The sequence below is a fragment of the Comamonas koreensis genome (genome assembly GCF_014076495.1).
Classification (GTDB): Bacteria; Pseudomonadota; Gammaproteobacteria; order Burkholderiales; family Burkholderiaceae_C; genus Comamonas; species Comamonas squillarum.
This window is the reverse complement of sequence record NZ_CP043575.1, coordinates 2,255,473-2,278,869: the sequence shown is the minus strand read 5'-3', so window position 1 is coordinate 2,278,869 and position 23,397 is coordinate 2,255,473. Positions and strand designations below refer to the sequence as shown.

Genomic DNA, 23,397 nt, shown 5'->3' with positions numbered 1-23,397 from the left:
CGTTAAGGCGAACCCGGCTCAGTCGTCCTCGGCCGCGCTGATGCCGGGAAACAAAATCTCGGTAAAACCGAACTGGCTGAAATCGCGCACCCGCATCGGGTAGAGCTTGCCCCAGAGGTGGTCGCATTCATGCTGCACAACGCGGGCATGGAAGCCTTCGGCCTCGCGGTCAATCGGGTCGCCATACTGGTCAAAGCCGGTGTAGCGGATCTTGCGCCAGCGCGGCACCATGCCGCGCAGCCCCGGCACCGACAGGCACCCCTCCCAGTCGTCTTCTTCCTCGTCCGACAAGGGCGTGATCACCGGGTTGATCAGCACCGTGGGCGGCACCAGCGGGCGGTCCGGGTAGCGCGGGTTGCGCTCGGGCGAGCCAAAGAACACCACCTGCAGATCCACCCCGATCTGCGGCGCAGCCAGGCCCGCGCCGTTGGCGTCGCGCATGGTGTCAAGCAGGTCCTGCACGAGCTGGTGCAGCGCATCGGTGTCAAATTCGGTCACGGGCTGCGCGGTGCGCAGCAAACGGGCATCGCCCATTTTCAAGATTGGATAGATCGCCATGCCGGCATGGTAGCGCAGCGCGCAAGCCCGTCTGGCGCCTTTTGCCACCCAAAGCACCGGCGCAGCAGCGCAGCAAGATGCCCACCACCCTTGCCCAGCATCAAGACACTGTTATGCGGCGCGATGCACAATGCTGGACCATGAACGAGCCCGGAGCCTCTTCCACCGCGCTGCAAGACGTGCAGACACCGGCTTACTGCCCCATCCGCAGTCCGGTCTTGCGCTGGCTGCTGCTGTTGGCGGCTGTGGCCTGCCTGGCGATGGGCATCGTCGGCATTTTTGTGCCGGGGCTGCCGACCACGGTCTTTGTGCTGATGGCCGGGGCCTGCGCGGCGCGCAGCTCGTCGCGCCTGCATGCCTGGCTGTGGCACCACCGGCTGTTTGGCGGCATGCTGCGCAACTGGGCGGCGGGCGGTTTTGTCAGCCGCAAGGCCAAGTGGAGCGCCAGCATCACGATGGCGCTGTGCGCAGTCATCATGCTGCTGGTGCCAGCGCCCGGCTGGGCCAAGCTGCTGTCGATTGGCTGCATGGCCTGCGTGCTGGCCTGGCTGTGGTGCCGGCCCGAGCCCCCGGCACCGCAATGAGCCCAGCCCTGCGCGGCAAAAAATGACCTCGTCCGTTTTTCAGGTCAAAAATTCGTTCTATAATCGCAGTCTTGTTCCTCAATAGCTCAGTTGGTAGAGCGCCGGACTGTTAATCCGTAGGTCCCTGGTTCGAGCCCAGGTTGAGGAGCCAAGGAATTTTTCGGCTTTGCAATCGAACAAAGCCTGTTGACCGATATTCCTCAATAGCTCAGTTGGTAGAGCGCCGGACTGTTAATCCGTAGGTCCCTGGTTCGAGCCCAGGTTGAGGAGCCATCACTTATCTGCCCTGCAATCGTTCAGGGCATTGACCAAAAATTTGTTCCTCAATAGCTCAGTTGGTAGAGCGCCGGACTGTTAATCCGTAGGTCCCTGGTTCGAGCCCAGGTTGAGGAGCCAAAGAATTTTTTTGGCTTTGCAATCGCACAAAGCCTGTTCACTGTTTATTCCTCAATAGCTCAGTTGGTAGAGCGCCGGACTGTTAATCCGTAGGTCCCTGGTTCGAGCCCAGGTTGAGGAGCCATTCAAAAAGCCTGCACCACCGTGCAGGCTTTTTTGTTTTTTGCGGCCGCAGCCCATCAGCCGGGAGCGAACTGCCGTATTTGTCACCCTGCGTACCACGGGCGGCCAGCAGCGCCCCATTTGGCCGCTACCATGGCAGGCAACACCATGAGCGCCAACCACCACACGCCCCCGCTAGCCTGGCTGCAAGCCGATGACGACTTTCCACCCGTGGACATGGCCTGGGGGCCCCACACCCCGCACCCGGGCCTGCTGGCCGCTGGCGGCGTGCTCGACAGCGCCCATCTGCAGCAGGCCTACCGCCAGGGCATCTTCCCCTGGTTCAGCGAGGGCTCACCCATTCTGTGGTGGTCTACCGATCCGCGCATGGTGCTGCAACCGGCCCACTTCCGCCTGCACCGCTCGCTCAAGCAGGCGATACGCAAGTTTGCGCAGGATCCCAGCAGCGAGCTGCGCATCGACAGCGACTTTGCCGCCGTGATCGCTGCCTGCGGCCAGCAGGACCGCCCGGGCCAGGATGGCACCTGGATCGTCAACGACATCCAGGCCGCCTACACCCAGCTGCACCGGGATGGCTTTGCCCACAGCGTGGAGCTGTGGCAAGGCGGCCAGCTGGTGGCCGGCCTGTATTGCGTGGCCATTGGGCGCGCGGTGTTTGGCGAATCGATGTTCACCACCGTGCCCAATGGCTCCAAGATCGCACTGGCCGCGCTGGTGCAGATCTGCCGGCGCGAGCAGGTGCCGATGATCGACTGCCAGCAAAACACCGGGCATCTGGCCTTCATGGGCGCTGCCGAAGTGCCGCGCAGCCGGTTTTTAGAGAATGTGCGCACGCAAATAGCGCTGCCCCCTATGCGCTGGGAGTTTGCATCTGGCGATGGGACTGACATAATCCCACTATCTGAAATGACATCTCCGCATCCGGATGAGTAGGCTGAACGAACTACCGCTGCACAGCTTGCAGTTTTATGCGACAGCGCCCTACCCATGCAGCTATCTCGAAGCGCGCATGGCGCGCTCTCAGGTAGCCACGCCCAGCCACGCCATCCAGAACGATGTCTACTCCGAGTTGATCCAGCAGGGCTTTCGCCGCAGCGGCCTGTTCACCTACCGCCCCTATTGCGATGGCTGCCAGGCATGCGTGCCCTTGCGCGTGCGGGTGCAGGACTTCAAACCCAAGCGCCACCAGCGCCGCGCGCGCAAGCAGCACCAGGCGCTGGACGTGCGGGTGCTGCCGCTGGGCTTTTTGCGTGAGCACTACGCGCTCTACCTGCGCTACCAGTCGGCGCGCCATACCGGTGGCGGCATGGATGAGGACAGCGTCGAGCAGTATTCGCAGTTCATGCTGCAAAGCCGGGTCAACAGCCGCCTGGTGGAGTTTCGCGAGCCCGCGCAGGGCCAGCAGCCCGGCACCCTGAAGATGGTCTCGATCATCGACATCCTCAACGACGGCCTGTCGGCCGTCTACACCTTTTACGAGCCCGAGGCCCACACCAGCTACGGCACCTACAACGTGCTCTGGCAGATTGATCAGTGCCGGGCCATGGGCCTGCCCTACCTGTACCTGGGCTACTGGATTGCCGCCAGCCCCAAGATGCAATACAAGGCCGATTACCAGCCCTATGAGGTCTATATCGACCAGCGCTGGCAACCGGGCCAGCTCGCCAACCATTGCGCCCCTTGATCGCTCCGATCAAGCGGCCACCTCTCTTTTTGTTATTTGAGCGCCAGTCTACGCATGACCAAACCAATACATGACACCGTCACCAAGCCCAGCGTGCAAGTGCTAGAGCGCATGTTCACGCTGCTGGACGTCCTGGCCACGCGCGAGGAAGCGGTGTCACTCAAGGAGCTGAGCGAGATCACGGGCCTGCACCCGTCGACGACGCACCGCATCTTGAACGACCTGACCATTGGCCGCTTTGTGGACCGCCCCGAGTCGGGCAGCTACCGCCTGGGCATGCGCCTTCTGGAGCTGGGCAACCTGGTCAAGGCGCGCATCAATGTGCGCGAAGTGGCCCTGCTGCCGATGCGGCGGCTGCACCTGGCCACGCAGCAGGCCATCAATCTGAGCATGCGCCAGGGCGATGAGATCGTCTATGTGGAGCGCAGCTTCAGCGAGCGCTCGGGCATGCAGGTGGTGCGCGCCATCGGCGGCCATGCGCCGCTGCACCTGACCTCGACCGGCAAGCTCTTTTTGGCCAACGACGAGCCCGAGCGCGTACGCGCCTACGCGATGCGCACGGGCCTGGCGGGCAACACCAAGAACAGCATCACCAATTTGGCGGTACTCGAGCGCGAGCTGTCCAAGACCCGCCAGTACGGCGTGGCGCGCGACAACGAGGAGCTGGAGCTGGGCGTGCGCTGCATGGCAGCGGGCATCTATGACGACCAGGGGCGCCTGGTCGCTGGCCTGTCGGTGTCCGCCCCTGCCGACCGGCTCGAAGACGCCTGGACCACGCGCCTGCAGGCCACGGCTAGCGAGATCTCGTCCGCGCTGGGCTTTGACGAGCACCGCCAGCGCAACGCACGCTGAGCCCGGGCAGGCCATCAACCGCACGCAAAAAAACCTGCCGAGGCAGGTTTTTTTGTGGGCGCAGCGCGCTCAGTGCTTGGCCAGCAGCTGCGTGCCCGAGCCTTCCACCCAGTGGCGCACGCGCTCGGCATCGGCCAGGCGACCGAACTTGCCCGCCGAATCCAGGAACACCATGATGAGCTTGCGGCCGGCCACCTGGGCCTGCATCACCAGGCAGCGGCCTGCCTCGGAGATATAGCCGGTCTTTTGCAGGCCGATATTCCACTCGGGACTGTGCACCAGGCGGTTGGTATTGTTGAACTGCAGCATGCGCTCACCCACTTCGACCTGGTAGGACGGCGAAGTGGTCAGATCGCGCAGCAGCGGATCGGAGTGCGCCACATTGACCAAGGTGGCCAAGTCAAAGGCGCTGGACTGGTTGGAGCTCGACAAGCCGGTGGGCTCGACATAGCGGGTATCGGCCATGCCCAGCATCTTGGCCTTCATGTTCATCATGCCGACAAAGGTCTGCAGGCCACCAGGGTAGGTGCGGCCCAGCGCATGGGCGGCACGGTTTTCGCTGGACATCAGTGCCAGGTGCAGCAATTCGCCGCGCATCAAGGTGGTGCCCACACGCAGACGCGAGCTGCTGTGCTTTTCGGTGTCCACATCGTCCTGGGTGATGGTGATCATCTCGTCCATCGGCAGCTGGGCCTGGGAGATGATCAGGCCGGTCATCAGCTTGGTGAGCGAGGCGATCGGCAGCACGGCATGGTCGTTCTTGGACAGCAGCACTTCATGGGTGTCCTGGTCCAGCACCAGAGCGACGCTGGATTTGAGTGCCAGCGGATCGGTCACATCATGCAGGCCGGCCATCTGGCCGAAGGACTGGCGCTCGGGAATGATGACGGCAGCGGCAACGGCAGCGCGCCCTGCTTGGCGCCCTGCCTTGGCCAGCGTGGTCTTGCCCTTGGGGGCTTTGCCGGCGACCTTTTTGGACGATGGCGCAGCCGCTTGCTTTTGGCGGCCATTGCGCTCGCCCTTGGAGGCCACGGCGGCAGGCTTTTTGCTAGCCTTGGCCTGCACATGGGCCTTGGGAGCGGACTTGTTCTTGGCGCTGGCCTGCACGCTGGGAGCGGACAAACCAAAGGCCAGGGTACAAATTGCAAAAAAATGTGAAAAACGACGCAAAACACTGCGATGACGTAGCGCCATTATTCTGCTCCCTACAAATACGATAGCTGACAGCGGAAACTTGAATTTAAAAAATCGCGCAAATTCATTAACTTACGCGATTCTTCAATTATTTAAGTGAAATTATATTCCGAAGTCTCAACCTTGTGCAGCTACTCGCTCCGTAGGATTTTGTAACTTGTTTAGCGCAGCGATGTAAGCCTTCGCTGACGCCACCACAATATCAGGGTCTGCGCCTACACCGTTGACCACGCGCCCACCCATCTGCAAGCGCACGGTCACCTCGCCCTGGCTCTCGGTCGAGCCGCTGATCGCATTGACCGCATACAGCACCATCTCGGCGCCGCTGCGCGCCTGCGACTCAATTGCCTTCATCGAGGCATCGACCGGGCCGTTGCCGGTAGACTCGCCGCGCACCTCCTGGCCATGGGCAATCAACACCACGCTGGCCTTGGGCTGCTCGCCCGTTTCGCTCGATTGCGACAACGAGACAAAGCGGTAGGTTTCGGCCTGCGCCTCGGCGCCTTCCATGTGCACCAGTGCGAGGATGTCTTCGTCAAAAATTTCGCTCTTGCGGTCGGCCAGGTCCTTGAAACGGGCAAAGGCGGCATTGATCTCGCTTTCGCTGTCCATCACCACACCCAGCTCCTGCAGGCGCTGCTTGAAGGCGTTGCGGCCCGAGAGCTTGCCCAGCACGATCTTGTTGGCGCTCCAGCCCACATCTTCGGCACGCATGATTTCGTAGGTGTCGCGCGCCTTGAGCACGCCATCCTGGTGGATGCCGGAGGCATGGGCAAAGGCATTGGCGCCTACGACCGCCTTGTTGGGCTGCACCACAAAGCCGGTGGTCTGGCTCACCAGGCGGCTGGCGGCCACGATGTACTGCGCGTCGATGTTGACATCGAGGCCAAAGTAGTCGCGCCGCGTCTTGACGGCCATGACCACCTCTTCGAGTGAGCAGTTACCCGCGCGCTCGCCCAGGCCGTTGATCGTGCACTCCACCTGGCGTGCACCACCGATCTTGACGCCGGCCAGCGAGTTGGCGACAGCCATGCCCAGGTCGTTGTGGCAGTGCACCGACCAGATGGCCTTGTCGCTGTTGGGAATGCGCTCGCGCAGGTTCAGAATGAACTGGCCATAGAGCTCAGGGATCGCGTAGCCGACGGTGTCGGGCACGTTGATGGTCGTGGCGCCTTCGGCAATCACGGCCTCGATCACGCGGCAGAGAAAATCAGGGTCGCTGCGGTAGCCGTCTTCCGGGCTGAACTCAATATCGCCCACCAGGTTACGGGCAAAGCGCACCGACATCTTGGCCTGCTCGAACACCTCATCGGGCGACATGCGCAGCTTTTTCTCCATGTGCAGCGGGCTGGTCGCAATGAAGGTGTGGATACGCGCGCGGTTGGCGGGCTTCAAGGCCTCGGCGGCGCGGGCGATGTCGCGGTCGTTGGCGCGGGCCAGCGAGCAGATGGTCGAGTCCTTGATGATGGAGGCGATGCTCTGGACACAATCGAAGTCACCGTTGGAGCTGGCGGCAAAACCGGCCTCGATGACGTCCACCTTGAGGCGTTCGAGTTGGCGCGCAATGCGCAGCTTTTCGTCCTTGGTCATCGAGGCGCCGGGCGACTGCTCGCCATCGCGCAAGGTGGTATCAAAAATAATCAGTTGGTCGCTCATCGTGTGTTCTCCATGGCATTGGTCCTGCGCTGCCACCGTGGGTGAGTGGATTGTCTAAAACAGGCTGCAGGAGAGCGATCACATCACTCTGCTGCAGCCTGCTTCAACCGCGCTACAGTTTACGTGCTTTGCTCCGCCTGTGGTTAGGCGGTAGCCACTTGTGCAGCCGCTTGTGGCGCTGCCGTTTGCACGCTGGCGACAGCACCGCTACGTGCTACCGCACTCATCACCGCGCGGAAAGCCGCCTGGGTGCTGTTGCTGTCCATGCCCACGCCGTACAGGCTCTGGCTGTCGCCCACGCGCAGCTCGATATAGGCAGCGGCCGTGGCATTGGCGCCCTTGTCGCCGCGGGCATCGCTGGCAGCCACTGCATGCTCGCTGTAGTCCAGCAAACGAACGGGGATACCGATGGCGCTGCTGACCGCTTGCACAAAGGCATCGATCGGGCCATTGCCGTGGCCGGCGATGCTGACGGCCTGGCCGGCCCACTGCACCTTGCCGCTGATGCGCACGTCATCGCTGTCGTTCGATTCCACGCGGTACTGGGCCAGCGCATGGTTGGCGCCCAGCTGGTACTCGCGCTCGAAGATCTGCCACAGGTCCTTGGCGGTGAACTCGGTGCCCGCCGTGTCCATCGCGCGCTGCACCACCTGGCTGAACTCGATCTGCAAGCGGCGTGGCATCGCCAGGCCATAGGCTTCTTCGAGCAGGTAGGAGATGCCGCCCTTGCCCGACTGGCTGTTGACGCGGATCACCGCTTCATAGCTGCGGCCCAGGTCCTTGGGGTCGATCGGCAGGTAAGGAATTTCCCAGATATCGGCATCCTGGCGGGCCGCAAAGGCTTTCTTGATCGCATCCTGGTGCGAGCCCGAGAACGAGGTGTAGACCAGGTCGCCGGCATAGGGGTGGCGCGCCGGCACGGGCAGCTGGTTGCAGTACTCGACTTCAGCGCGGATGGCGTCGATGTCCGAGAAATCGAGCTGGGGCGATACACCCTGCACATACATGTTCAAGGCCACATTGACGATGTCGAGGTTGCCGGTGCGCTCGCCATTGCCAAACAGGCAGCCTTCGACGCGGTGGGCGCCGGCCATCAACGCCAACTCGGCGCTGGCCGTGCCGGTGCCGCGGTCGTTGTGTGGGTGCACAGACACCACCACCTCAGGGCGGTTGGCAAACTGGCGCACCATCCACTCGATCTGGTCGGCAAACACGTTGGGGGTGGCGTTCTCCACCGTCGTGGGCAGGTTCAGGATGATGTCGCGGCCTGGGCCCCAGGCGGCAATCGCCGTCTCGCAGGCCTGCTGGGACACCTCAAGCTCAGCGAGCGAGAAGGTCTCGGGCGAGTACTGCAAGACCCATTCGGTGCCGGGCTGCGCATCGGTCAAGGTCTTGAGGTGGGTGACCTGGTCTTTGACCAGGGCCATCACCTCGGGCACGCTCATGCCGAATACCACCTTGCGCCAGACCGGGGCCACCGCGTTGTAGATGTGGACGATGGCGCGCGGCGCGCCTTGCAAGGCCTCGACCGTGCGCGTGATCAGCTCAGGCCGGGCGGGGGTCATCACCTGGATGGTGACGTCGGCGGGAATGCGCTTTTCCTCGATCAACTGGCGCACAAAGTCGAACTCGATCTGCGAGGACGCGGGAAAGCCGACTTCGATTTCCTTGAAACCAATCTTGACCAGCATGTCGAACATGCGCAACTTGCGCGCCAGGTCCATGGGCTCGATCAGCGCCTGGTTACCATCGCGCAGATCGGTGGACAGCCAGATGGGTGCCTGGGTGATCTGGGCATCAGGCCAGGTGCGGTCACGCAACGCAATGGCTGGAAAAGCGCGGTACTTGCTGGAAGGTTGGGTCAACATGGTTGTCTGGTCTTTCTCATCGGAACAAAAAGTTCGGGGTTGGAAACCAGCAACCTGCTAAAAACAGAATCGGCCCGTTGCTGGTGCAAACGGGCCGAGGTGTAGGGGTGAAAAACTGCGCGCTACTCTACCTGCCCGTTGGACATGCTAGTAGTAGAGCTAGGGACAGGTTTTGCATGGCAATCACTCTAACACAGGTTTGGGCTGGTGTCTGCAAAAAACTCAATCGTGGTGCAAGCCGCGCTCTTCGGGCTCGTCGGTCGAGGTCGCCACGATCGAGACATGCTGGCCCTTGAAGCGGCGCCAGGCATAGATCACATAGCCCGAGAGCGAATAGACCACAAAGATCAGGAACAGCATCGTGGCCGGCTCGATGCTGACCACCGCCAGCAGCAGCACCACCACCACCAGGGAGATGAAGGGCACGCTCTTGGCAGCGCCTGCATCCTTGAAGCTGTAGTACGGGATATTGGTGACCATGGTCAGACCCGCCAGCAAGGTGATGGCAAACATGATCCAGGACAGGTCATCGCGGCTGGCCGGGTAGCCGCCAAACAGCGCAATCACCTGGCCAAAAATCGGCACATCGCGGTGCGATACCAAAAGCGCGCTGGTCAGCCAGATAAAGCCTGCCACCAAGGCGGCAGCAGCGGGCGACGGCATGCCCTGGAAGTAGCGCTTGTCCACCACGCCGGTGTTCACATTGAAACGCGCCAGGCGCAGCGCCGCGCAGGAGCAATAGACAAAGGCTGCGATCCAGCCCCAGCGGCCCAGCGGGCGCAGCGCCCATTCATAGGCAATGAGCGCAGGCGCCGCGCCAAAGGACACCATGTCCGACAGCGAATCCATCTGCTCGCCAAAGGCGCTTTGCGTGTGCGTCATGCGCGCCACGCGGCCGTCCAGGCTATCGAGCACCATCGCGCAGAACACGCCGACAGCGGCCGCCTCGAAACGGCCATTCATGGCCATCACGATCGAGTAAAAACCGCCAAACAAGGCGGCCAAGGTGAACGAGTTGGGCAGCACATAGATGCCCTTGCGCCACTTGCGCTGCGCAGGCGGCAGTGCATGCGCTGCGGCCTTGGGCTTGGTTTCGTTTTCGTCCAGCATTCAATCCACTCCAGCGCCAGCTATATCTGCGCAATCAGCTACTTATTTTATAGTTTCCAGCGGGTTCTGGCCCCGCCGGGCTTGGGCTACAGTGTAGCTTTTCGCCAGCGCGGCCCCGCCGGCCATGCCCATGAAAAAAGGACTGCCAAAGCAGTCCTTTGCACATCACCTCGGCGCCGCAACAGGGCTGCGGCAGCCGCCGGGATTTAGTTGCGGGTCTGGTCGACCAGCTTGTTCTTGGCGATCCAAGGCATCATGGCGCGCAGCTGGCCACCGACTTGCTCGATCTGGTGATCGGCGGTGTTGCGGCGGCGGGCAGTCATCGATGGGTAGCTCAGACGGCCTTCCTGGATGAACATCTTGGCGTAGTCGCCGTTCTGGATGCGCTTCAAAGCGTTGCGCATGGCCTTGCGCGACTCTTCGTTGATCACCTCAGGGCCGGTCACGTACTCGCCGTATTCGGCGTTGTTCGAGATCGAGTAGTTCATGTTGGCAATGCCGCCTTCGTAGATCAGGTCCACGATCAGCTTGAGCTCGTGCAGGCATTCGAAGTAAGCCATTTCAGGCGCGTAGCCGGCTTCCACCAAGGTCTCGAAGCCCATCTTGATCAGCTCGACCGCACCGCCGCACAGAACGGCTTGCTCGCCGAACAGGTCGGTCTCGGTTTCTTCCTTGAAGTTGGTCTCGATGATGCCGGCCTTGCCGCCACCATTGGCCATCGCGTACGACAGGGCCAGGTCACGGGCCTTGCCGGACTTGTCCTGGTGCACAGCGATCAGATGGGGCACGCCGCCGCCTTGGCTGTAGGTGTTGCGCACGGTGTGGCCTGGGGCCTTGGGCGCCACCATCCACACGTCCAGATCGGCGCGGGGCACGACCTGGTTGTAGTGCACGTTGAAGCCGTGCGCAAACACCAGCGAAGCGCCTTGCTTGATGTTGTCCTTGACGTTGTCGCTGTAGACCTTGGCGATGTCTTCATCAGGCAGCAAGATCATGACCACGTCAGCGGCCTTGACGGCATCGTTGACTTCCATCACGGTCAGGCCGGCCTTCTCGGCCTTGGGCCAGGAAGCGCCAGACTTGCGCAGACCGACGATGACCTTCACGCCACTGTCGTTGAGGTTCTGCGCGTGCGCATGGCCTTGCGAGCCGTAGCCGATGATGGCGACGGTCTTGCCTTTGATGAGGGACAGGTCACAGTCCTTGTCGTAAAAAACTTTCATGCTTCGCTCCGTTGGTATCAGTCAAAAATTCAGAAATTCAAACAAACATTCTCAAGAATCTGCATCGTCAGGGGGCCTTGCCGCAGGTCCTGAAGCCAGCAAATAAGCTCCCGCTACAAAAGCGCCCAATCCTACTATGAGTACTAGCCAGGGGTTGGTGCGCCTCGAAGCGTTTTCGTCGGGCTCGCCAAAGATGCCATCACACAAGCGCTGCTGTGTGAAAAGGTCCTGGGACAGACTGCAATCAGGGTCGTCCGTCTGCACCCAGGCCACCACCAGCACAAGCCCCACCAGCAGCAGCACCACCCCCACCGCCTGACGGGCATGGCGTCGCAGCCGGTGACACCAGCGCATTACACGCGCAAGATGCGTTCACCGCGACCGATGCCGCTGGCACCGGTACGCACGGTCTCGAGGATGGCCGACCGGTCGATCGCGCCCAGGAAGGCATCGTTCTTGGCCTGGTCGCCGGTCACCTCGATGGTGTAGCTCTTCTCGGTCACATCGATGATGCGACCACGGAAGATGTCGGCCATGCGCTTCATCTCCTCGCGCTCCTTGCCGACGGCCCGCACCTTGATCATCATCAGCTCGCGCTCGGTGTAGGCGCCTTCGGTCAGATCAACCACCTTGACCACCTCAATGAGACGGTTGAGGTGCTTGGTGATCTGCTCGATGACGTCGTCCGAGCCGGTGGTGGTGATGGTCATGCGCGACAGCGAGGCATCCTCGGTGGGTGCCACGGTGAGCGACTCGATGTTGTAGCCACGGGCCGAAAACAGGCCCACCACGCGCGACAGGGCGCCTGGTTCGTTCTCCAGGAGAACCGCAATGATGTGTTTCATAAGAACAGATTCCTCTTTTCGCTACCCTCCCCCAACGCCGGTAAGCGCTGGGCTCGGTAGACAATAGATTCGTCAGAAAGGGAAAACCCAAGGGAAGGCTGGACGCGCGCTTGCCACAAGGCGCGCCAAGCCAGAAAGGCGTTTACAGATCGTCCGCGCCCAGCAGCATCTCGGTGATGCCCTTGCCGGCCTGGACCATCGGGAAGACGTTCTCGGTCGGATCGGTGCGGAAATCGAGGAACACGCTCTTGCGCTCTTCGCGGGCAATGCGCCGCGCCTCGCGCAGCGCGGGCTCCACATCCTCGGGCTTCTCGATCAGAATGCCCGCATGGCCATAGGCTTCGGCCAGCTTGACGAAGTCAGGCAGCGAATCCATGTAGCTGTGGCTGTAGCGGCCCGAGTACTCGATCTCTTGCCACTGGCGCACCATGCCCAGGAAGCGGTTGTTGAGCGCGCAGATGATGATCGGCGTCTCGTACTGGCGGCAGGTGGCCAGCTCCTGGATGTTCATCTGCACCGAGCCTTCGCCGGTGATGCAGAACACCTCGGCATCGGGCTTGGCCAGCTTGATGCCCATCGCATAGGGGATGCCCACGCCCATCGTGCCCAGGCCGCCCGAGTTGATCCAGCGGCGCGACTCCTCAAAACGGTAGTACTGCGCAGCCCACATCTGGTGCTGGCCCACGTCCGAGGTCACATAGCAGTCCGCATCGCGGGTCATCTGCCACAGCGTCTCGACCACGAACTGGGGCTTGATCACCTCCTTGTTGCCACGGTCATAGCGCAGGCAATCGCGGCTGCGCCAGTCTTCGATGGTCTTCCACCAGTTTTGCAGCGCCTCGGCATCGGGGCTGACCACGCTCTCGCGCACCATCGCGATCAGCTCGGTCAGCACTTCCTTGCAGTCGCCCACGATGGGCACATCCACCTTGACGCGCTTGGAGATCGACGAGGGGTCAATGTCGACATGGATGATCTTGCGCTCCACCGACATGAAGTGCTTGGGGTTGCCGATCACCCGGTCATCAAAGCGCGCACCGACGGCCAGCAGCACATCGCAGTTCTGCATCGCGTTGTTGGCTTCGATCGTGCCGTGCATGCCCAGCATGCCCAGGAATTTCTTGTCGCTGGCCGGGTAGGCGCCCAGGCCCAGCAAGGTGTGGGTCACCGGGTAGCCCAGCAGGTCCACCAGGGTGCGCAGCTCTTGCTCGGCGCCGCTCAGCAGCACACCGCCACCGGTATAGATATAGGGGCGCTTGGCCGACAGCAGCAGCTGCAAGGCCTTGCGGATCTGGCCGCTGTGACCCTTCTTGACCGGGTTGTAGGAGCGCATCTCGACCGTCGAGGGATAGCCGCTGTAGGCCACCTTCTTGAAGGACACGTCCTTGGGAATATCGATCACCACGGGGCCAGGGCGGCCCGTGCGTGCGATATGAAACGCTTTTTTCATCGTCAGCGCCAGGTCGCGCACGTCCTTGACCAGGAAGTTGTGCTTGACGATGGGGCGCGTGATACCGACGGTATCGCATTCCTGGAACGCATCCGAGCCAATGGCGGTCGTGGATGTCTGACCGGAGATCACGACGATGGGGATGCTGTCTGTGTAAGCAGTGGCAATACCGGTGACGGCATTCGTCAGGCCGGGGCCGGAGGTGACCAGGGCCACGCCCACTTCACCGGTGGCGCGGGCAAAACCGTCTGCCGCATGCACTGCTGCCTGTTCATGGCGAACCAGCACATGGTTGATGGTGTCTTGCTTGTAGAGCGCGTCGTAGATGTAGAGAACTGCACCGCCGGGGTAGCCCCACAGCTGCTTGACGCCTTCGGCCTGCAGTGCCTTGACCAGCACTTCAGCACCCATGAGTTCTTGGGATTTCTGCGCGGACTGATGCGCCGCTTGCGCCGAGTTCTGCTCGGCCTTGGACATTTCCATGATCAACCTTTGTGAATTTCTCTAACGAAAAACCTCTGGTGCTCCTCACCCAGCTCTTGTGGAGCCTGCTTGGAACTTGAGGCCAACGGACATGGGCGAGATGCTTGCGACGCCGGACCGTGACCCTTTTGCTTTTTGATGCTTGTACATTATCGCACTGCAGCATTGCTTTGCGACAAGCTACGGATTTTTTTTCGATAGGATGCGATAATCTAAGGCTTGATGCGGTGTTTTTTGCCACACTTGGTTTATTTACCCGGGTAAAAAGCGAGAAATCTCTGAATAACCACGGTGTTGGGTACGATTTGGCCACAGAACGAGAACTGTCCGACTTTCTGAAAAGCGTTGAAAAGCGAGCTTTCAAGCGCTCGCTTTTTCATGTGCGCGACCAGGAAGCAGCGCTCGACATCGTGCAGGACAGCATGATGAAGCTGGCCGAGCACTATGGGGACAAGCCGCCCAACGAGCTGCCGATGCTGTTCCAGCGCATCCTGTCCAACAGCACGCTCGACTGGTTTCGCCGGCAAAAGACGCGCAACGCGCTCTTTACGACGATGAGCGACTTCGAAGGCCCGGATGACGAGGGGGAATTCAACCTCCTCGATATCTACAACGCCGACAATGGGGAGGCCGAGCAGAGTGCCGAGGACCACACCAACCGCAAACAAACCCTTGCATTAATAGAAAAAGAGATACAACAGTTGCCAGCGCGTCAACGCGAAGCGTTTCTGATGCGTTATTGGGAAGAGATGGACATCGCAGAGACTGCAGCAGCCATGGGTTGCTCAGAGGGAAGTGTAAAAACCCACTGCTTTCGCGCCATCCAAACCTTGAGTAAAGTGCTTAAGGCCAAAGGAATCGTGCTATGAACCGCTCAAACACCGCCCAAACCGTTGTCAATGCTGAAATTTTTGCCCGCCGCGTCACCGCTCGGCTGAGCGAAGCCGAGGCTGATCTCGACTACGACATCAGCGAACGTTTGCGAGCGGCCCGCGAGCGCGCGCTGTCCCGCCGCAAGGTGGTGGCTGTGCCCGCTATTGCACGCCAGCCCCAGCAGGAAGCTGCACCTTCTGGCAAACGCAACTGGTGGCGCGCCGTGGTGTCGGCCGTGCCGCTAAGCGCGATGGTGGCCGGCCTGGCTTTCTTCAATGGTGTTCAGGCGGACGAAGGCGCCAGCGAAATGGCAGAGTACGATGCCACCTTGCTGGCTGACGAGCTGCCGCCAAGCGCCTATACTGATCCTGGTTTTACCCAGTTTCTGAAGATTGCTGCCCAAAAGCAGCCCACTGACAAGCGTTGAGACACGATTACGATAACGACGAGGTAGCCGGCAGCACGCCCGCCCCTTCGAGCATCCCCGCCCTGGCAGCCAGTATTTTGCTGGCTGCTTTTGCTGTTGTGGGCATCTACGCCGGCAACAAGGCCGCCAATATCTACGGCAGCGCCGCCAGCGATCTGGTGAGCGCCAACAGCGTCACGCGCTCGAGCAGCCCGCGCAATGAAGGCCCGAGCTGGGAGGCGCTCGATGACGACCAGCGCACCGTGCTGGCGCCGCTCGAAGAGCAGTGGAACTGGCTGACCACCCAGCAAAAAAGCCGCTGGACAATGATCGCCGACAGCTTTGACGATTTCTCCCCCGAAGAGCAGCTGCGCATTGCCGAGCACATGAAGGAATGGGCCAAGTTCAGCCTCTCCGACCAAAGCCAGGCCCGGCTCAACTACTCGAACATCAGCAGCCTGTCGGCCGAGGAAAAACGCAAGCTCTGGGAAGACTACCAGGCACTCAGCGCCCGTGAGCGCAAGCGCCTGGCCCAGGGCGGCGTGCTCTACCACGGTGGCGTGGCGCTCGCGCCCCGCCCCACCGCCCGCAGCACCGGGCGCCTGGTCAAGGTGCCCGCTGCCGCCATCAACCCCAACCGCGCCAACCCGCCCAAGATCCTGCCGCCGCCCGAGATCCGTGTGCAGTCGCGCGGCATGGTGACGCCAGTCGAAGTAGGCCCCCTCAGCGGGCCAGCCCCGGCCGCCAACGGCACAGCGCACGCCCCAGCCCCCGCGCTACCCCCGGCGCCGTCCCCCGCCTTGCCGCCTGCCCCGGTGGTGGAGACCGCCCCGGTGCAAATGCCCGCGCCTGTTACCTCCTCGCCGCTGCCCCCGCTCGATGCCCCCAGCCGGCCACCGGCGGGCGAATCGCAGTCGCGCAACAGCGACAGCCCGGTGCACCCGCCGACCTGATACTGTCCGCATGCAGACCACTTCCAGCACAACAGCGCTCCCTTCCGGCCCTCTCGCCACCAGCGCCCTGTTGCGCGCACCGCGCCTGGCGCGGCGCATGGCCTGCTGGTTGTACGAGGGCATGCTGATGTTTGGCGTGGTCTTTATGTCGGGCTACCTCTACAGCTCGCTGAGCCAGACCCGCAATGCGATGGACAACCGCCATGGCCTGCAGCTGTTCCTGTTCATCATCTTTGGCATCTACTTCACCTGGTTCTGGCACAAGGGCCAGACCCTGGCGATGAAGACCTGGCAGATCCGCATCGTTGACCGCCATGGCCAGCCGCTGACCCAGGGCCGCGCGTTGCTGCGCTATGTCTGCAGCTGGCTGTGGTTTCTGCCGCCGCTGGTTGTCAGCATGCCCTTTAGCCTGCCGGTGGGCGAAATCGTCGTGCTGCTGAGCGGCTGGATCGTGCTCTGGGCGCTGGCCAGCCGGCTGCACCCGCTGCAGCAGTTCTGGCACGATGCGATCGCGGGTACCCGCCTGGTCAGCGCCGAGCGCCCTGCGCCCAAAAACACGGCGCCTGATCGGTCGGGCTAGATGGACCCTTGTTGCGCCAGCGCTGCTGGGCGCAAGCGCCACGCAGCGCGCCGATCAAATGCTGCAGTGCAATAATATGCTTTGTGTCGCCCGCGCTGTGCCATGATGGGCGACTACCACGCTCCCTATGAACCAGCCCGATCCCCGCCCCCCCACCGAGCCCGCCGCGCCAGCGCACAGCCTGGCCGACATCCACGCCGCCAACCCGCAAAAAAGCCGCACGGGCCTGGCCCGCGTCTGGCATGCCGCAGGCTACTCGCTGCAAGGCCTGCGGGCCGGCTGGGGCGAAAAGGCCTTCCGCCTGGAGGCCATGCTCGCGCTGCTGATGCTGCCTGCCTCCATCTGGCTGGCGCGCGATTGGCGCGATTGGGCCTTGCTGATCACCCCGGTTTTTCTGGTGCTGATCGCCGAGCTGCTCAATACTGGCATCGAGATGGCGATGGACCGCTTTGGCCCCCAGTGGCATGCACTGGCCAAGAAGGCCAAGGACATGGGCAGTGCCGCCGTGTTCCTGGCGCTGGTGCTGTGCGCGGCGGTGTGGCTGCCTGCCTTGTATGAAAGATTGCTGAAATGACCAACTCCCCTAGCTTTTCGATGTGCGTTTACTGCGGCTCGCGCCCCGGCAAGACCGACGCCTTTGGCCAGGCCGCCCAGGCCGTGGGCCACTGGATTGGCAGCCACGGCGGCCAGCTGGTCTATGGCGGCGGCAAATCCGGCCTGATGGGCACGGTGGCCCGCGCCACGCGCGAGGCCGGCGGCCGCGTGGTCGGCGTGATCCCCAAGGCCCTGGTGGACCGCGAGCTGGCCAATGAGCTCTGCGACGAGCTGCACGTGGTCACCACGATGCACGAGCGCAAGGCCATGATGGCCGAGCGCAGCAATGCCTTCATCGCCATCCCTGGCGGCATCGGCACCTTTGAAGAGCTGTATGAAATCTGGACCTGGCGCCAGTTGGGCTACCACGACAAGCCCATCGGCATTCTCAACGCCCATGGCTACTACGACGGCATGCTGCAGTTCCTGCAGCAGTGCGTGGGCCAGGGCTTTATGGACGACTGGCAGATGGGCCTGATCAAGAGTGGCGATGACCATACCGCGCTTCTCGCACAACTGGTCGAAGAAGCCGGCCTGTCGCAGCAAAGCGATGCGATGCGTGCCGTGATCTAAGCCGCGCCCCGCAGACACAAGAACATCGGCCCGCTCATAAGCGGGCCGATGGCTTTTGGTGGGCCACCACCGCCGCGGTGGATGAGGCGGCAGCAGTGTCTGGGGCAGAGCCCTTAGTCGTTATCGGCCACCGTCTTGGCATACGCAATGCCAATGAGCGAGATGACCGCCGTGCCCACGATGTACCAGGCCACCGGCACCCAGGAGCCGTTGTATCGGTTGAGCAGCCAGGTGGCGAGCAAGGGGGCAGTGCCGCCTGCCAGCGCCGCGCCAATCTGGTAGCCCAGCGTGATGCCGGTGTAGCGCACGCGGGTCGAGAAAATCTCCGAGAACAAGGTGCCCAGCACGGCCGTGATGGGCGCCCAGACGAGACCCAGACCGACGACGGTGGCGATGACCAGGCTGGTCATAGTGCGCTGCTCGAGCAGCATGAAGTACGGGAAGGTGAAGGCGGCCATCACCAAGGTGCCAGCGATAAACATGCGCTTGCGGCCAATGCTGTCGGACAGGCGCCCCATGATGGGAATCATCACGGTCGTCAGCAAGGTGGCAATGGTGACCGCATTGAGCACGGAGATGCGCTCAAAGCCCAAGGTGGCCGTGGCGTAGCTGACGATAAAGGTCGAGAAGATATAGAACGGCGCCGTTTCGACAAACTTGATGGCGACGGCCACCAGCACCGCGCGCCAGTGGTAGCGCAGGGTTTCGACCAGCGGGATCTTGGCGACATTGCCGCTGGCCTTGGCCTGCTTGAACGCAGGGGTCTCATCAATGCCCTTGCGGATCCACAGGCCCAGGAACACCAGGATGGCGCTCAGCAGGAACGGCACGCGCCAGCCCCAGGCCAGAAACTGGTCATCGGGCAAGGTGCTCATCACGGTGATGGCCAAGGTGGCCAGCACCATGCCGATGGTCACGCCCATCTGCGGCACGCTGCCAAACAGACCCTTGCGGTTCTTGGGCGCGTATTCGTAGGCCAACAGCAGCGCGCCGCCCCACTCGCCACCAATGCCCAGGCCTTGCACCAGGCGCAGCACGATCAGCAGGATCGGCGCCCATATGCCAATTTGCTCATAGCCCGGCAGCAGGCCGATCAGCACCGTGGCGCCGCCCATCAGCGACAAGGTGATCACCAAGGTCTTCTTGCGCCCGATGCGGTCACCGATGTGCGAGAAGATAAAGCCGCCCAGCGGCCGGATGAAGAAGGTCAGCGAGAAGGTCAGGTAGGACAGCATCAGCCCCACGACCGGATCGGTGGTTGGGAAGAACACCTTCCCGAACACCAGCGCCGCCGTGGTCGCATAGAGGAAATAGTCAAACCACTCGATGGAGCTGCCCATCAGACTGGCAATCAGTACTCGCTTGTTGGTGGCCGCAGACGCTGCTGGCTCGGTCGAAGAGGTGCGCATGGAAGGGATGTGAACAGATAGCAAAAGAAAGGGAGAACACTGGCCCGGCCCGCACAGGGCCAGGCGCAGCAGATCAGGTGGCCGAGGCGCCCGAGGTGCCCGCAGCGCTAAAGGCGTCAAAGGCCAGCGATGCGGCGGCCAGGTCCTCCAGCGCCGTGCCCACGGCCTTGAACAGCGTGATCTCATCGGCGCTGCGGCGGCCCGCGTGCTGGCTGCGGCACAGCTGCTCCAAGGTGGCAGCCAGGCCGCTGGCCTCCCAGGCGCCGCTGGCGATGGGCGCCAGAATATCGCCCGCCTTCATCAGCGCTTCGGGCGTATCGACAAAAACGGTGGCGCGGGCAAAGCAGGCGTCATCGCTCTCGCGCATCGCCGGGGTAAAGCTGCCGATCAGGTCCAGGTGCACACCTGGCTGCAGCCATTCGCCACGCACCAAGGGCGCGTTGGACAAGGTGGCGCAGCTGATGATGTCGGCCTGGCGCGCCGCCTGCTCCAGGTCGGTGGCGACTGCGGCTTGCAGGCCTTGCGCCTGCAGGCGCGCCACCATCGCTTGCGCGGCCTCGGGGCGGATGTCCCAGACCTGCACCTCCTGGATATCCCGCACGCAGCGGTAGGCATCGGGCAGCAGGCTGGCCACGCGGCCGGCGCCCAGCACCAGCAGACGGCGGGCATCGGGGCGGCTGAGCCAGCGCGCGGCCAAGGCCGATGCGGCAGCGGTGCGGCGCGAGGTGATGGCATCGCCATCGAGCACCGCCAGCGGCGCGCCGGTGGTCGCGTCGTACAGGATAAAGACCGAATGCAGACCCGGGAGGCCCCGCGCCTGGTTGCCCGGGAAGATGGACACCGTCTTGACCCCCATGCGCTTGCCGGTTTGCCAGGCGGGCATCAGCAGCAGGATGCCGTCTTCAGCGCTCGTCTGGCCGGCGATCTGGTGGTTGTGGCGCAGTGGCACTTCGCAGCCGGCGATGAACATCTGTTCCAGACAGTCGATCAAGGCCGCCATGGGCAGGTGTTGCGTGGTGTGGGTGGAGTCCAGGATCTGCATGTGGCGCAATAAATCTACTAAAGAGAATTAATTTTCGTATACGAAATTTAATGCAGTTTGAGACAATAAATTTCTTAAATCCGTTCTTTCTGTCTAGGGTTTACCCGAGAATTAGGCCTAAAACGCGGCCGCCACGGCTTCGCTGTGCCACGGGCCAGCGCAGCGCCCCCTACACTGGCGAGCACCACAAGAGCCTGCCATGCCCCACGCCCCCCCGCCCCACCACAACGCCGGCGCCGATGCCACCACCGATGTGCTGGCCACCAAGCTGCGCCTGCTGCGGCGCGATGCCGATCTGACCTTGCAGCAGCTGAGCCAGCGCTGTGGCATCTCAGCGTCTGCACTGTCCAAGATCGAACACGGCCAGCTCTCGCCCACCTATGAAAAAATCGCGGCGCTCGCGCGCGGGCTGGAGGTGGACGTGGGCGAGCTCTTCAGCCCGCTGCAGCAAACGGGCCTGCGCGCGCGGCGCAGCATCACCCGCCAGGGCGATGGCCTGGTGCACCGCACGCCGCAATATGTCTATGAGCTGCTGCATGCCGACCTGGCCGACAAGCGCTTTATTCCGCTGCTCACCACCATCAAGGCCCATGAGCGCAGCGCCTTTCCGCAGTTGCTCAGCCACGATGGCGAGGAGATGCTGTATGTGATGCGCGGCAGCGTGGTCATCCATACCGACAGCTACGCGCCGCTGGAGCTGGCCGCCGGCGACTCCTGCTATTTCGACAGCGTCATGGGCCATGCCTGCATCTCGGGCGGCGATGAAGATGCGCAGGTGCTGTGGATCTGCTCGCACACCACGATCAAGCCCTGAACCCGCTGCCCAGCAATCGGTGGCAGAGATGAAAAAAGCGCCTTGGTGGCCAAGGCGCTTTTGCGGATGCGGGGACTGTCTGGATCAGACCGCCGCTTCGTCCAGATCGCCGGTACGGATACGGATCACGCGCTCGATCTCGGTGACGAAAATCTTGCCGTCTCCGATCTTGCCGGTGCGGGCCGCGTTGACGATCGCGTCCACACAGCGGTCCACATCCTCGTCTTTCACGGCGACTTCGATCTTCACCTTGGGCAGAAAGTCCACGACATATTCCGCTCCGCGATAGAGCTCGGTATGGCCCTTTTGGCGGCCAAAGCCCTTGACCTCACTGACCGTCAGACCGGTCACACCCACATCCGCCAGAGCTTCACGCACCTCGTCCATCTTGAAAGGTTTGATAACGGCGGTAATCATTTTCATAAAGCTCTCCTGGGATGGGCATATACACGCTGCGCAGGCGATGCGCGCAGCAACTGGGGCTATTGTGCGTCAAGATTCCGGCTTCGGCACCTCCGGGGCCAAATCTCCAGGCAATGGCAGCCCAAGCCATGGCCCATCCGCCCTCTAAACGCCGTCCAGCCGCAGGTCCAGACGGGCGGCCAGCGCCTGGCTCTGGGCGTTGAGCCCTGTCACCTGCACGGCGCTGCCATGCTTGCGCAACCGTGCGCAGACCTTGGCGAGCGCCTGCACGGCCGTGATGTCCCACAGATGCGCCTGCGCCATGTCGATGCGCACCGGCCGGCCCTCGATCTCGCGCACATCAAAGGCATCGACCAGCAGATCGGCCGAGGCAAAGAACAGCTGGCCACGCACGGCGTAGACCAACTCGGCATCACCGCTGCGCTGCACCTGCAGCAGCCTGGACACCTTGAACATGAAGAACACGCCGCTCAGCAGCACGCCCACCGCCACGCCAGCGGCCAGGTTGTGGGTGGCGATGGTGACCACCACCGTGGCGAGCATCACCAGGCTCGACAGCTTGGGATGTTTGAGCAGCGCGCGGGCCGATCCCCAGTCCAGGGTCGAAGCCGACACCATGACCATGATCGCGACCAGCGCCACCACCGGCACCTGGGCCACCCAGGGCTTGAGCAGCACCATCAAGCCCAGCAAAAAGGCCCCGGCAAACAAGGTGGACAGCCGGCCGCGCCCGCCATAGCGCACATTGCTCACGCTCTGGCCAATCATGCCGCAGCCGGCTATGCCGCCAAAGCAGCTGGCTGCGATATTGGCCAGGCCCAGCCCGCTGCATTCGCGGTTTTTGGCGCTGGGGGTGTCGGTCTGCTCATCGACCACGCTGGCGGTCATCAAGGATTCGAGCAGGCCCACCATCGCAATGGCCAGCGCCGGCAGCGCAATCAGCTGCAGGGTCTGCCAGGACAGCGGCACATCGGGCAGCGCCCAGCTGGGCAAGCTATCGGGCAGGTGGCCCAGGTCGGCCACAGTCTTGAGCGGCAGATCCAGCGCATGGGCTGCGCCCGTCAACACCAGAATGCAGATCAGCGGCGACGGGATGGCCGTGCTGATGCGCGGCAGGCCATAGATGACCACCAGGCCCAGCGCCAGCATGGCCCAGGTCGCGCCATTGGCGCCCACCAGGTGTGGCAGCTGGGCCGCAAAAATAAGAATGGCCAGCGCATTGACAAAACCGGTGCGCACCGAGCCCGAGACAAAGCGCAGCAGCACGCCCAGGCGCAGCCAGCCAAACAGCACCTGCATGGCGCCGGCCAGCAGGCCCGCCGCCAACAGGTACTGCAGGCCATGGGCCTGCACCAAGGGCGCTGCGACCAGGGCCACTGAGCCCGCAGCGGCCGACACCATGGCCGGCCGCCCGCCCGCAAAGGCAATGACGATGCTGATGACAAAGGAGGCAAACAGGCCCACCGATGGATCCACTCCGGCGACAAAGGAAAAGGCGATGACCTCGGGGATCAGCGCAAACGTGGCGACCGCGCCGGCCATCAGCTCGCGCGGCACGCTCGGCGCCCACTGGGCGCGGAAATAATGAAGAAAAGGGGACATGGCAAAGCGCGCACCCGGTATCACCGAGTGCAGCTCCAAAAAAGACGGAAGTAATGCGGCGGCGCAGGCGGGCCGCGCGATGCCGCGATCAACGAAAGCGAG

The 23,397-nt window shown here is 62.7% G+C and carries 23 protein-coding genes and 4 tRNA genes; 15 read left to right on the top strand and 12 right to left on the bottom strand.

The genetic code is table 11. From position 1 onward, the window contains the following. Nucleotides 1-18: 18 nt before the first annotated feature. Complete coding sequence (def, locus tag F0Q04_RS10205) at nucleotides 19-558, bottom strand: peptide deformylase (RefSeq protein ID WP_116925040.1); 540 nt, start codon at nucleotides 556-558, stop codon at nucleotides 19-21. Between the two features lie 140 nt (nucleotides 559-698). Here def and F0Q04_RS10200 point away from each other — a divergent pair, with 140 nt between their 5' ends. The 8 genes from F0Q04_RS10200 to F0Q04_RS10165 all read left to right on the top strand — a co-directional run bounded on the left by F0Q04_RS10200 (nucleotide 699) and on the right by F0Q04_RS10165 (nucleotide 4,197). After that, nucleotides 699-1,142, top strand: coding sequence for a YbaN family protein (locus F0Q04_RS10200; protein ID WP_182345331.1), 444 nt, complete (start codon nucleotides 699-701; stop codon nucleotides 1,140-1,142). Nucleotides 1,143-1,217: 75 nt separating this feature from the next. Then, nucleotides 1,218-1,293, top strand: a tRNA-Asn gene (locus F0Q04_RS10195). Between the two features lie 46 nt (nucleotides 1,294-1,339). Then, a tRNA-Asn gene (locus tag F0Q04_RS10190) sits at nucleotides 1,340-1,415 on the top strand. A 47-nt stretch (nucleotides 1,416-1,462) separates the two neighbouring features. After that, nucleotides 1,463-1,538 (top strand) — tRNA-Asn (locus F0Q04_RS10185). Between the two features lie 48 nt (nucleotides 1,539-1,586). Next, a tRNA-Asn gene (locus tag F0Q04_RS10180) sits at nucleotides 1,587-1,662 on the top strand. A 131-nt stretch (nucleotides 1,663-1,793) separates the two neighbouring features. Next, the gene (gene aat / locus F0Q04_RS10175) at nucleotides 1,794-2,594 is read left to right on the top strand and encodes a leucyl/phenylalanyl-tRNA--protein transferase (RefSeq protein WP_409935143.1); all 801 of its coding nucleotides are present in this window, start codon (nucleotides 1,794-1,796) and stop codon (nucleotides 2,592-2,594) included. Beyond that, the gene (locus tag F0Q04_RS10170; protein ID WP_182345330.1) at nucleotides 2,587-3,345 is read left to right on the top strand and encodes an arginyltransferase; all 759 of its coding nucleotides are present in this window, start codon (nucleotides 2,587-2,589) and stop codon (nucleotides 3,343-3,345) included. The genes aat and F0Q04_RS10170 overlap by 8 nt, the downstream gene beginning before the upstream one ends. A 54-nt stretch (nucleotides 3,346-3,399) precedes the next feature. After that, nucleotides 3,400-4,197: an IclR family transcriptional regulator gene (locus tag F0Q04_RS10165; protein ID WP_182345329.1), complete on the top strand. Its 798-nt coding sequence runs from the start codon at nucleotides 3,400-3,402 to the stop codon at nucleotides 4,195-4,197. Nucleotides 4,198-4,266: 69 nt separating this feature from the next. Here F0Q04_RS10165 and F0Q04_RS10160 read toward each other — a convergent pair whose 3' ends face one another. The 7 genes from F0Q04_RS10160 to F0Q04_RS10130 all read right to left on the bottom strand — a co-directional run bounded on the left by F0Q04_RS10160 (nucleotide 4,267) and on the right by F0Q04_RS10130 (nucleotide 14,026). Continuing rightward, a complete protein-coding gene (locus F0Q04_RS10160) occupies nucleotides 4,267-5,391 on the bottom strand; it encodes a serine hydrolase (RefSeq protein ID WP_182345328.1) in 1,125 nt (374 codons plus the stop codon). A gap of 117 nt (nucleotides 5,392-5,508) precedes the next feature. Beyond that, complete coding sequence (locus F0Q04_RS10155; protein ID WP_182345327.1) at nucleotides 5,509-7,047, bottom strand: 2-isopropylmalate synthase; 1,539 nt, start codon at nucleotides 7,045-7,047, stop codon at nucleotides 5,509-5,511. A gap of 143 nt (nucleotides 7,048-7,190) precedes the next feature. Beyond that, complete coding sequence (leuA, locus tag F0Q04_RS10150; protein WP_116925037.1) at nucleotides 7,191-8,915, bottom strand: 2-isopropylmalate synthase; 1,725 nt, start codon at nucleotides 8,913-8,915, stop codon at nucleotides 7,191-7,193. 222 nt (nucleotides 8,916-9,137) lie between these two features. Beyond that, nucleotides 9,138-10,025 (bottom strand): CDP-diacylglycerol--serine O-phosphatidyltransferase, encoded by an 888-nt coding sequence (pssA, locus tag F0Q04_RS10145; RefSeq protein ID WP_116925036.1) that lies wholly within the window; start codon nucleotides 10,023-10,025, stop codon nucleotides 9,138-9,140. A gap of 206 nt (nucleotides 10,026-10,231) precedes the next feature. Beyond that, a complete protein-coding gene (gene ilvC / locus F0Q04_RS10140; RefSeq protein WP_116925035.1) occupies nucleotides 10,232-11,248 on the bottom strand; it encodes a ketol-acid reductoisomerase in 1,017 nt (338 codons plus the stop codon). Between the two features lie 353 nt (nucleotides 11,249-11,601). Beyond that, complete coding sequence (gene ilvN, locus F0Q04_RS10135) at nucleotides 11,602-12,093, bottom strand: acetolactate synthase small subunit (RefSeq protein ID WP_182345326.1); 492 nt, start codon at nucleotides 12,091-12,093, stop codon at nucleotides 11,602-11,604. A gap of 142 nt (nucleotides 12,094-12,235) precedes the next feature. Then, a complete protein-coding gene (locus F0Q04_RS10130) occupies nucleotides 12,236-14,026 on the bottom strand; it encodes an acetolactate synthase 3 catalytic subunit (protein WP_182345325.1) in 1,791 nt (596 codons plus the stop codon). Between the two features lie 305 nt (nucleotides 14,027-14,331). On the opposite strand from F0Q04_RS10130, the gene F0Q04_RS10125 reads away from it, so the two are divergent. The 6 genes from F0Q04_RS10125 to F0Q04_RS10100 all read left to right on the top strand — a co-directional run bounded on the left by F0Q04_RS10125 (nucleotide 14,332) and on the right by F0Q04_RS10100 (nucleotide 18,005). Continuing rightward, on the top strand, nucleotides 14,332-14,895 hold the full coding sequence (locus F0Q04_RS10125; protein ID WP_182345611.1) for an RNA polymerase sigma factor: 564 nt from the start codon (nucleotides 14,332-14,334) through the stop codon (nucleotides 14,893-14,895). Beyond that, nucleotides 14,892-15,326 (top strand): DUF3619 family protein, encoded by a 435-nt coding sequence (locus F0Q04_RS10120; RefSeq protein WP_021024894.1) that lies wholly within the window; start codon nucleotides 14,892-14,894, stop codon nucleotides 15,324-15,326. Before F0Q04_RS10125 ends, F0Q04_RS10120 begins: the two co-directional genes overlap by 4 nt. Then, nucleotides 15,323-16,258 (top strand): DUF3106 domain-containing protein, encoded by a 936-nt coding sequence (locus tag F0Q04_RS24175; protein WP_182345324.1) that lies wholly within the window; start codon nucleotides 15,323-15,325, stop codon nucleotides 16,256-16,258. Before F0Q04_RS10120 ends, F0Q04_RS24175 begins: the two co-directional genes overlap by 4 nt. Nucleotides 16,259-16,268: 10 nt before the next feature. Beyond that, on the top strand, nucleotides 16,269-16,838 hold the full coding sequence (locus F0Q04_RS10110) for an RDD family protein (RefSeq protein WP_260719193.1): 570 nt from the start codon (nucleotides 16,269-16,271) through the stop codon (nucleotides 16,836-16,838). Nucleotides 16,839-16,965: 127 nt separating this feature from the next. Then, complete coding sequence (locus F0Q04_RS10105; protein WP_116925032.1) at nucleotides 16,966-17,412, top strand: diacylglycerol kinase; 447 nt, start codon at nucleotides 16,966-16,968, stop codon at nucleotides 17,410-17,412. Continuing rightward, nucleotides 17,409-18,005, top strand: a complete 597-nt coding sequence (locus F0Q04_RS10100; protein WP_116925031.1) for a TIGR00730 family Rossman fold protein — start codon at nucleotides 17,409-17,411, stop codon at nucleotides 18,003-18,005. The genes F0Q04_RS10105 and F0Q04_RS10100 overlap by 4 nt, the downstream gene beginning before the upstream one ends. A 113-nt stretch (nucleotides 18,006-18,118) precedes the next feature. On the opposite strand, the gene F0Q04_RS10095 is transcribed toward F0Q04_RS10100, so the two are convergent. Both F0Q04_RS10095 and F0Q04_RS10090 read right to left on the bottom strand, forming a co-directional pair. Continuing rightward, nucleotides 18,119-19,414, bottom strand: a complete 1,296-nt coding sequence (locus F0Q04_RS10095) for an MFS transporter (RefSeq protein WP_182345323.1) — start codon at nucleotides 19,412-19,414, stop codon at nucleotides 18,119-18,121. A gap of 73 nt (nucleotides 19,415-19,487) precedes the next feature. Continuing rightward, complete coding sequence (locus F0Q04_RS10090) at nucleotides 19,488-20,456, bottom strand: ornithine cyclodeaminase family protein (protein WP_182345322.1); 969 nt, start codon at nucleotides 20,454-20,456, stop codon at nucleotides 19,488-19,490. A gap of 199 nt (nucleotides 20,457-20,655) precedes the next feature. On the opposite strand from F0Q04_RS10090, the gene F0Q04_RS10085 reads away from it, so the two are divergent. Next, a complete protein-coding gene (locus tag F0Q04_RS10085; RefSeq protein WP_182345321.1) occupies nucleotides 20,656-21,270 on the top strand; it encodes a helix-turn-helix domain-containing protein in 615 nt (204 codons plus the stop codon). 84 nt (nucleotides 21,271-21,354) lie between these two features. On the opposite strand, the gene glnK is transcribed toward F0Q04_RS10085, so the two are convergent. After that, nucleotides 21,355-21,693 carry a P-II family nitrogen regulator gene (gene glnK / locus F0Q04_RS10080; protein WP_116925027.1) on the bottom strand — a complete coding sequence of 113 codons (339 nt, stop codon included), beginning with the start codon at nucleotides 21,691-21,693 and terminating at the stop codon, nucleotides 21,355-21,357. A 144-nt stretch (nucleotides 21,694-21,837) separates the two neighbouring features. After that, nucleotides 21,838-23,295: a SulP family inorganic anion transporter gene (locus F0Q04_RS10075; RefSeq protein WP_182345320.1), complete on the bottom strand. Its 1,458-nt coding sequence runs from the start codon at nucleotides 23,293-23,295 to the stop codon at nucleotides 21,838-21,840. Between the last annotated feature and the right edge of the window lie 102 nt (nucleotides 23,296-23,397).